6 protein-coding genes are annotated in these 7,438 nt (G+C 53.3%); 3 read left to right on the forward strand and 3 right to left on the reverse strand.

Features of this window, described 5'->3' with window-relative positions; all coding sequences use genetic code 11:
• Positions 1-711: 711 nt before the first annotated feature.
• Positions 712-2,790 (reverse strand): transglycosylase domain-containing protein, encoded by a 2,079-nt coding sequence (locus tag ACJROR_RS07070; protein WP_406546507.1) that lies wholly within the window; start codon positions 2,788-2,790, stop codon positions 712-714.
• Positions 2,791-3,324: 534 nt separating this feature from the next.
• Between ACJROR_RS07070 and ACJROR_RS07075 the strand changes: the two genes are divergently transcribed.
• The 3 genes from ACJROR_RS07075 (at position 3,325) to galU (ending at position 5,351) form a co-directional block, all read left to right on the forward strand.
• Positions 3,325-4,005: an inner membrane-spanning protein YciB gene (locus tag ACJROR_RS07075; protein ID WP_406042221.1), complete on the forward strand. Its 681-nt coding sequence runs from the start codon at positions 3,325-3,327 to the stop codon at positions 4,003-4,005.
• A gap of 108 nt (positions 4,006-4,113) precedes the next feature.
• Positions 4,114-4,437, forward strand: coding sequence for a YciI family protein (locus ACJROR_RS07080; protein ID WP_406042223.1), 324 nt, complete (start codon positions 4,114-4,116; stop codon positions 4,435-4,437).
• A complete protein-coding gene (galU, locus tag ACJROR_RS07085) occupies positions 4,437-5,351 on the forward strand; it encodes a UTP--glucose-1-phosphate uridylyltransferase GalU (protein ID WP_406042225.1) in 915 nt (304 codons plus the stop codon). Before ACJROR_RS07080 ends, galU begins: the two co-directional genes overlap by 1 nt.
• Before the next feature lie 146 nt (positions 5,352-5,497).
• Here galU and aroA read toward each other — a convergent pair whose 3' ends face one another.
• Both aroA and ACJROR_RS07095 read right to left on the reverse strand, forming a co-directional pair.
• Positions 5,498-6,772: a 3-phosphoshikimate 1-carboxyvinyltransferase gene (gene aroA / locus ACJROR_RS07090; protein ID WP_406546508.1), complete on the reverse strand. Its 1,275-nt coding sequence runs from the start codon at positions 6,770-6,772 to the stop codon at positions 5,498-5,500.
• Positions 6,773-7,068: 296 nt separating this feature from the next.
• On the reverse strand, positions 7,069-7,438 hold a 370-nt coding region (locus tag ACJROR_RS07095), incomplete at its 5' end, for a methyl-accepting chemotaxis protein (RefSeq protein WP_406546509.1).

Here is a 7,438-nt window from a genome sequence, read left to right on the forward strand (position 1 = left end):
GGCAGAAACAGAACGTTAAAGTTCCCAGGAATAATAATTAAGAAGGGAAGACGCCTGCGGCGCTTCCTGTTTAATGATTAAAGGGGCACTGCCCCTTTACCCCTAAAACTGCCTCGTGCGAAAAAAATTCGGCGTTGCAACTCGAAAATGACTGATGCCCTGACCTTTGGCTTAACCATCAAGTTTCGCACCCGCTAATTTGAAAAAGTGCAAGGCTGCGAAGCCAGTCTCCATAAGGCTTTGCGGCGAAAATTCGGCGTGGCAACTCGAAAATGGCAGATACCTGTCTATTCTGGCTAAAACCCAAAGTTTCGCACCCGCTAATTTGAAAAAGAGCAAGTCTGCCAAGCCAGACTCTATAAGGCTTTGCGGCGAAAATTCGGCGTTCCAACTCGAAAATGGCGGATGCCTGTCTATTCTGGCTAAAACCCCAAAGTTTCGCACCCGCTAATTTGAAAAGGAGCAAGACCGCAAAACCAGTCTCCATAAGGCTTTGCGGGAAAAATTCGGCGTTGCAACTCGAAAATGGTGCATGTCCTGTCTATTCTGGCTGAAAACCAAAGTTTCGCACCCGCTAATTTGAAAAAGGGCAATGCTGCAAAGCCATAAGGCTTTGCGGGGAAAAATCGGCGTTGCAAGTCGAAAATGGCGGTTCCGGAGTTCTCTGCTTCAAAAATCCGCCCTGCTTCCCGGATTCCCCCGGATCTGACTTCATTTGTCCGGCTGAGTCTTGTTCCCGTTCTCAGGCTCTCCGTCCAGCACCACCTTGAAGGTAACCCGGTCAGAACGCCCTTCGTCGTCCAGGATGCTTACCGAGTAATAGCCCTCATGCTCCGGCTTAAAATAATTCTGTTCGGTCTGCTCATTGTTTACCGTGAAATAAACCTTTCCGGAACCGCCGGAATGCCTGATAAACACCAGGCCGCTGCCATCGGGCAGGATGGTATCGCCGCTGGCCGGGAAATCGATCCTGAGGGTCTTCTTGTCGATAACCTTCTTCTCCTCCACGATTTCCCGGAGAGCCTCGGGCACCGCATCCCTGAGAAGCTCGCTCTCAATATCTTCCTTAACCATAGTCTCTGTGCCCAGGGTCTTTAAACCGTTAAAAATGCTGAACAAAGCCGGGGCTGCATCCTGAAAACCTGAGTACTGATAATATCCGGCCCGGTTTCCGGGAAATCTGATAGCCACCCCCACAGTGTAGTTGTCCATGCTGCCCAGAGCCAGGGCATCCACAAATTTGCCGGAGGTGCCGGTCTTGTAGGAAACCTCGGTCATGTGGATGCCGTTCGGAGGACGACGAGCCGTCTTCAGAATATTAAACACCGCCCGGGCGCTCTCCCGGGAAAGCATGCGATAGGCAGGTTCCCGCTCCTCGTCCCGGAGAAGAGCATAATGCTCCATCACCCCGTCCTCGTTCAGCATGGCATAGAGCTCGGTAAGATCCACAAGGGAGATGCTGCCGCTTCCCAGGATCACCGAATAGTCCGCGGTATTATCCTTAAGAAACAGCCGTTTCCGCCCGCGGTTTACGGCATTCACAAAATAGGAAGGGCCGGTAAGCTCCAGCACCTCGATAGCCGGAAGATTCAGGGACATGGTGAGAGCCCTGGCAGCGGTGATTTTGCCGGTAAAGAGATTGGTGAAATTAGAGGGCTTCCAGTAGCCGTAGATCCGAGAATTGTCATGGAGAATGGTGCCGGGATGAAGCCGGCCATTCTGAAAGGCCAGCGCATAGGCAAAAGGCTTTAAAGCCGATCCCGGAGATCTTCTGGCAAAGGGGAGGCACATCTGACTGATTCTTAAGTCCGAGGATCCCAGAATGCCCGTAACTCTGTGGGTGGCGGCATCCAGCACCACCGCGGACAGCACGGCGCCGTCCTGATGGATTTCATGAAAATTCCGGGCCTCGTTATGGAGGATTTTCTGCACCTTGGGATCCACCCAGGTCTCAATATCCGTGCCGGGATTGTTCTGAAAAACATAGGTGGCCAGGGTACGGGCCTCCTGATTGATGGCATGGAGCCGCACCGGAATGTCGTCCTCCAGGGTGGCCCGCCAGAGATCGTTATCAAGGACGCCCCGGTTATAGGCGCTTTTAAGAACGTCGTTAATGTAGTAAACCGCCGCCTGATAGTTGCGATCCGGTCTGATGTGCTCCGGAGCCCGGGGGAGCGCCGTCAGAAGAGCCGCCTCCGCCGGAGTCATTTTGTCGGGAAGATGGTTAAACCAGCGGAGAGAGGCTGCCTTCACCCCCTCAACATTGCCACCGAAGGGAGCCAGAGTGAGATACCATTCCAGAACCTGCTTCCGGCCGAATTTCCGGGTGATGTATATCGCCTGAACAATCTCCTTAAGCTTATTCACATAAGTTCTTTTATGTCCGGTAAGCCTTTTTACCACCTGCATGGCCAGGGTGGAGCCTCCGGAGGTGATCCGCCCCGAGGTCACATTGTCCGAAAGAGCCCGCAGGAGAGACAGAAAATCCACCCCTGAGTGCTGGTAGAAATTCCGATCCTCGCTGGCCAGAAGCATTTTAAGATAAAGCGGGCTGACCTCCTCTTCCTTAGTATAGAAGCGGTAGGAGTCATTGTCGGAGGAGAGAGAATAGCCCAGCACAGCCCCGTCCCGGGCATAAAGCACCCGGGATCGCTGCTCGATCATGCGGTAATCAAGCTCGCTTATGGAGTCATGGATAAACCATGCCAGAAGCCCCGCTCCGGCAAGGGTAAGAGGAAGCCAGCCCCGGAGCAGCATTTTCCGGGAAAACAGCGTTTTAAGAATCCTCATAACAGTTTGGCCGCCCTCTTTAATTTGCCGGGAATATCGGAGTCTCCCGATGTTACTGCGCGCAAAAAAGACAAAGACTCTGACTTATCCGTCAGCATTCTGAAAACACGGCATGCGGCAATCATCCCTGCTTATTCTTGGCGTGTTCCTTCGCAATACCGCTCTTTCTCAATGGTCTCCATGCCATGCCGCTATGCATTCTACACTATGTGTAAATGGCAGTCCTGTAATCCGTAACAAGTTTACCGAATCCAAACGTACCGGCCTCCATGGTACCATTATCCGCCCGTACCTCTATTGCCTGCACTAAAACATGAAGACCGTCTCTGAACAACAGCCTCTGCTGACTTTTCCGGCAGATCCGGCCGGGGCTGCAAGGGGCGGTTTTCTGTGATAAACTTACGGCCTGATCTCAGGCCCGGAATGCGGCAGCAGGCAGAGCTTCAGAACGAACTCCGAAGCCGGAATCAGATACCCGCTGTTAACTGCCCCGAGGCAAACAGGAGCAATCAAGGACTCAGGAAATAATCCTCTATGAAAAACCTTCTTAATTTTCTGCCGGTGCTGTGCTTTTTTCTGACCTACAAGCTGGCCGGCAACGACCTTATCATGGCCACCTGGGCTCTTCTCATATCCACCGGTGTCGCCATGGGAACCTACTATGCCATATACCGGGTACTGAGCCGCTTTCAGATAATCCTGAGCATAGTCCTCCTGATTTTTGCGCTCCCCACCATTATTTTTAACAATACGGATTTTATTAAATACCGAGTGTCGGCAGTAAACATCATTTTGGCCCTGACCCTCATTGTGATTCAGTTTGGCTTTAAAAAAGACATTGCCCAAGTGCTCTCCGGTGTTAAAAACCCCATTCCGCAGGCTGTCTGGAAAAAGGCCACCCTGGCTGCCGCCGGTTTTCTGGTGTGCTGCGCCGTCCTTAACTACGTTCTGGCCTTCCGGCTGCCGGATCTCATAAGCGGCATGACTCCGGAAGCCGCCGAAGAGATCTGGGTAAACTATAAAACCTACGGAAACGGCATTCTGAATTTCGTCTTCGTCATGGTTCTTTTCTTTTGGATGTACAGCAAATTAACCCCTTTTGAAAAACAGCAGCTGGAAAACCTGATGGAAAGCATGACCGGGAAAAAGCTGCCCCGGAACGGCGCTGCGGCCGGGGATTCATCCGATAATGACCCAGACCATAAGAAAAAATAATCATGCCTGCCGGAGGAAGCATAATTATCTGCGCCCCGGCGGGGAATATAGTTTATACTTCTCCCCTGACAGGAAAATATTCTTTCGCCTTTAATAAAGGAGATGCCCATGTGGTACTTAATCTATGCCGAGGATATTGAAAACTCCCTCGCCAAAAGAACTCAGGCCAGACCGGCTCATCTGGCCCGGCTTCAGAAGCTGATTTCCGAAAACCGCCTCCTGTTAGCCGGACCTAATCCGGCCGTTGATGCCGAGGATCCCGGAGAACACGGTTTTACCGGTTCCGCCATTATTGCCAGCTTTGATTCTCTTGAGGATGCCAAAGAATGGGCCGCTCAGGATCCCTACTGGCTGGAGGGGGTTTACCGGGAAGGCACCGGCATTGTCAAGCCGCTTAAGATCACCGCAAAAATGAATGGAAGCTCTTTCTGATGAAAATAAAAAAAGCGATTATTCCCGTGGCCGGACTGGGCACCCGCATGCTTCCGGCTACCAAGGCCATCCCCAAGGAAATGCTGCCCATTGTGGATAAGCCTCTTATTCAGTACGTGGTCAATGAAGCCGTGGCCGCGGGCATCAAAGATATTGTTCTGGTAACCCACTCCTCCAAGAATGCCATTGAAAACCATTTTGACAAGTCCTTCGAACTGGAGGCAACTTTGGAGAAGCGTGTTAAAAGGCAGCTTCTTCAGGAGATCCAGAGCATTATCCCCAGAGACGCCACCATCATGCATGTGAGACAGGGAGAAGCCCGGGGACTGGCCGATGCCATCCTCTGCGCCCGCCCTCTGGTGGATGACGCCCCCTTTGCCATTCTCCTGCCGGATGTGCTTATTGATGAATTCAGAGCAGATCCCCGCCGGGACAATCTGGCTGAAATGGTGCAGAACTTCGAGAAAACCGGCATAAGCCAGATCATGGTGGAAAGAGTGCCCCATGAGCATACCAAGAGCTACGGCATCGTGGCCTCGGCGCAGAATCTGGAACATGCCCCGCAGGGCAGCAGCTTCGCCATCACCGATATGGTGGAAAAGCCGGAGCCGGAAAAAGCCCCCTCCGACATGGCGGTAGTGGGACGCTATGTGCTCTCGGGATCCATCTGGCCCCTCTTCCAGGAAACCCCCATAGGAGCCGGCGGCGAACTCCAGCTGACCGACACTATGAGACTTCTGCTCCGCCGGGAAAAGATCGCCGGCTACTGTCTCAAGGGCAGGAGCTGGGATTGCGGCAACAAGCTGGGCTATCTGGAAGCCAATATCGAGTACGCCTCCCGCCATCCCAAAATCGGCGCGGATTTCCGGAGATTTCTGTCGGAAAAGATGGCCGTTCTGGACGAAGAAGAGTAACGGCTTCCGCCATTCACGCCTTGAGATGCGCAAACGCGCTTTCAGATGTCAGAATTAAGCCCCTCCGGAGAATCTCCTGAGGGGCTTTTTAGTGGCTGCTTTCCATGTCCGGAACCTAAAGTTGGGTTCCCCAAAGTGTACTGGCGCTAGCTTGCGATCTCCGAAAACCTTTCAAAATAATCCGGGAAGGTTTTTGCCACGCATTTGGGATCATTAATCACCACGTCCGTCAAAAATGACACCAGAGAAAAGCACATGGCCATGCGGTGATCGTTGTAGGTGTCAATGGCCGCGCCGGAAATCACGGGGCCGGGACAGATGCGGATCCAGTCCGGGCCGGTTTCGCATTTTATCCCCAGCTTCTTAAGCTCATTTTCCATGGCCGCCAGCCGGTCCGTTTCCTTAACCCGCCAGGATCCCACATTGCGGATCACCGTGGGAGAATCGGCATAAAGCGCCAGCGGCACTGCGGTCATGGCTGCATCGGGGATATCGTTCATGTCCATGTCAATACCGTGAAGCGGAGCCTGCGAGCATTCGATGTAGCCCTCCCCCATGGTAACCTGAGCTCCCATGGCCTCCAGCACTCTGGTAAAGGCCACATCGCCCTGCACTGACCCTCTGCCGACACCGGTAACCCGCACGGAGCCCGCAATGGCACCCATCGCCAGAAAGTACGAAGCCCCCGAGGCATCCCCCTCCACCAGAAACTCACCTGGTGAAACGTAATGCTGTCCGGCGGGAATATGGAATTCCTGATAGGAACGGTTTTCCACCTGGACGCCGAATTTCTCCATGAGATCCACGGTAATGTCGATGTAAGGCTTGGAAATCAGGTTTCCTCTGATTTTAAGGGTTACCGCCTGCTCCATCAGAGGAGCGGCCATAAGCACTGCGGTAATAAACTGACTGGAAACCGTGCCGTCAATTTCCAGAACGCCGCCGGAAAGCTTCCGCCCGCGGATCCGGAGCGGCGGGTAGCCTTCATTTTTAAGGCAGGCGATATCAGCTCCGGCTGACCGCAGAGCCGTGAGAAGCGGCCCCAGAGGCCGCTCCTCCATCCGGGGCTCTCCGGTCATTTCAAATTCTCCTTCCGAGGCTGACAGCACGGCCACGAGAGGTCTCATGGCCGTGCCGGCATTGCCCAGAAAAAGCTTAAGCGGGGAAGCTGACTTAAAGGTGCTGCTAAGGCCGGTTACCAGGCATTCCGTGCCATTATCCTGAATTTCTGTCTGTACCCCCAGAGCCCGGAGGGATTCCAGCATTCTCTCGGTATCATCGCTCCGGAGGAGATTGGTGATTCTGGTAGTGCCGGAGGCCAGAGCTGCCAGCAGGAGAGCCCGGTTTGACACGCTTTTGGAACCGGGAAGATTAATAACCCCGGAGCTTCGCGTCCGTTTTTCAAGTCTGAGCTTATCCATATAACCACCTCTTATTCATGAAGGGGAACCTGTCCCGTAAGATACCGCATAAAAAATTCCCGCCTATCTTAGCAAAGGCGGCCGCAAAACTGAACAAAAGATTATGTCCGAAGTATTCCCCGCCGAGGCGCCGGCAGGCTGTCCTTATCAGAAAGCGGAGTCATCCGGCATTTTTAAGCATGAGGCGCGTCTGATCTCGGGGATCTTGTCGCCTGGCGCGGGATCTCTCCTGCAAGAACTGTCAGACATATAAAAAAATCCCGGATTAGTCCGGGATTCTTGCATAAAAGCCGGCGCTAAATCCGGTAGCGCTTCACAATGCCGGCCTGCACCCCGGCAATGTCGTCCAGATCATCGCAGGACTTCTTAATAACCTCCATGTTGCCGGCGTTTTCATCGGAAAGAGAACTGATGCGGACAATGTTCTTGCTGATCTCCGTGATGGCCTGAGACTGCTCGTGGGTGGATTCCACAATCTGGGTGCTCATTTCATCAATGGTGGTTATACAGCCCATGATCTCCTCAATGGCGCTGTTGGCCCGGGAGGACTGCTCCAGAGAAGCGTTCATTTCGTCATCGCAGGTCTCAATCATGTTTACGGCCTGCACAATGGTCTTCTGCAGTTCCTCGATAACCCCGGCGATCTGCTTGGTGGACTCGCTGGTC

Source organism: Succinimonas sp., assembly GCF_045225735.1.
Lineage (GTDB): Bacteria > Pseudomonadota > Gammaproteobacteria > Enterobacterales > Succinivibrionaceae > Succinimonas.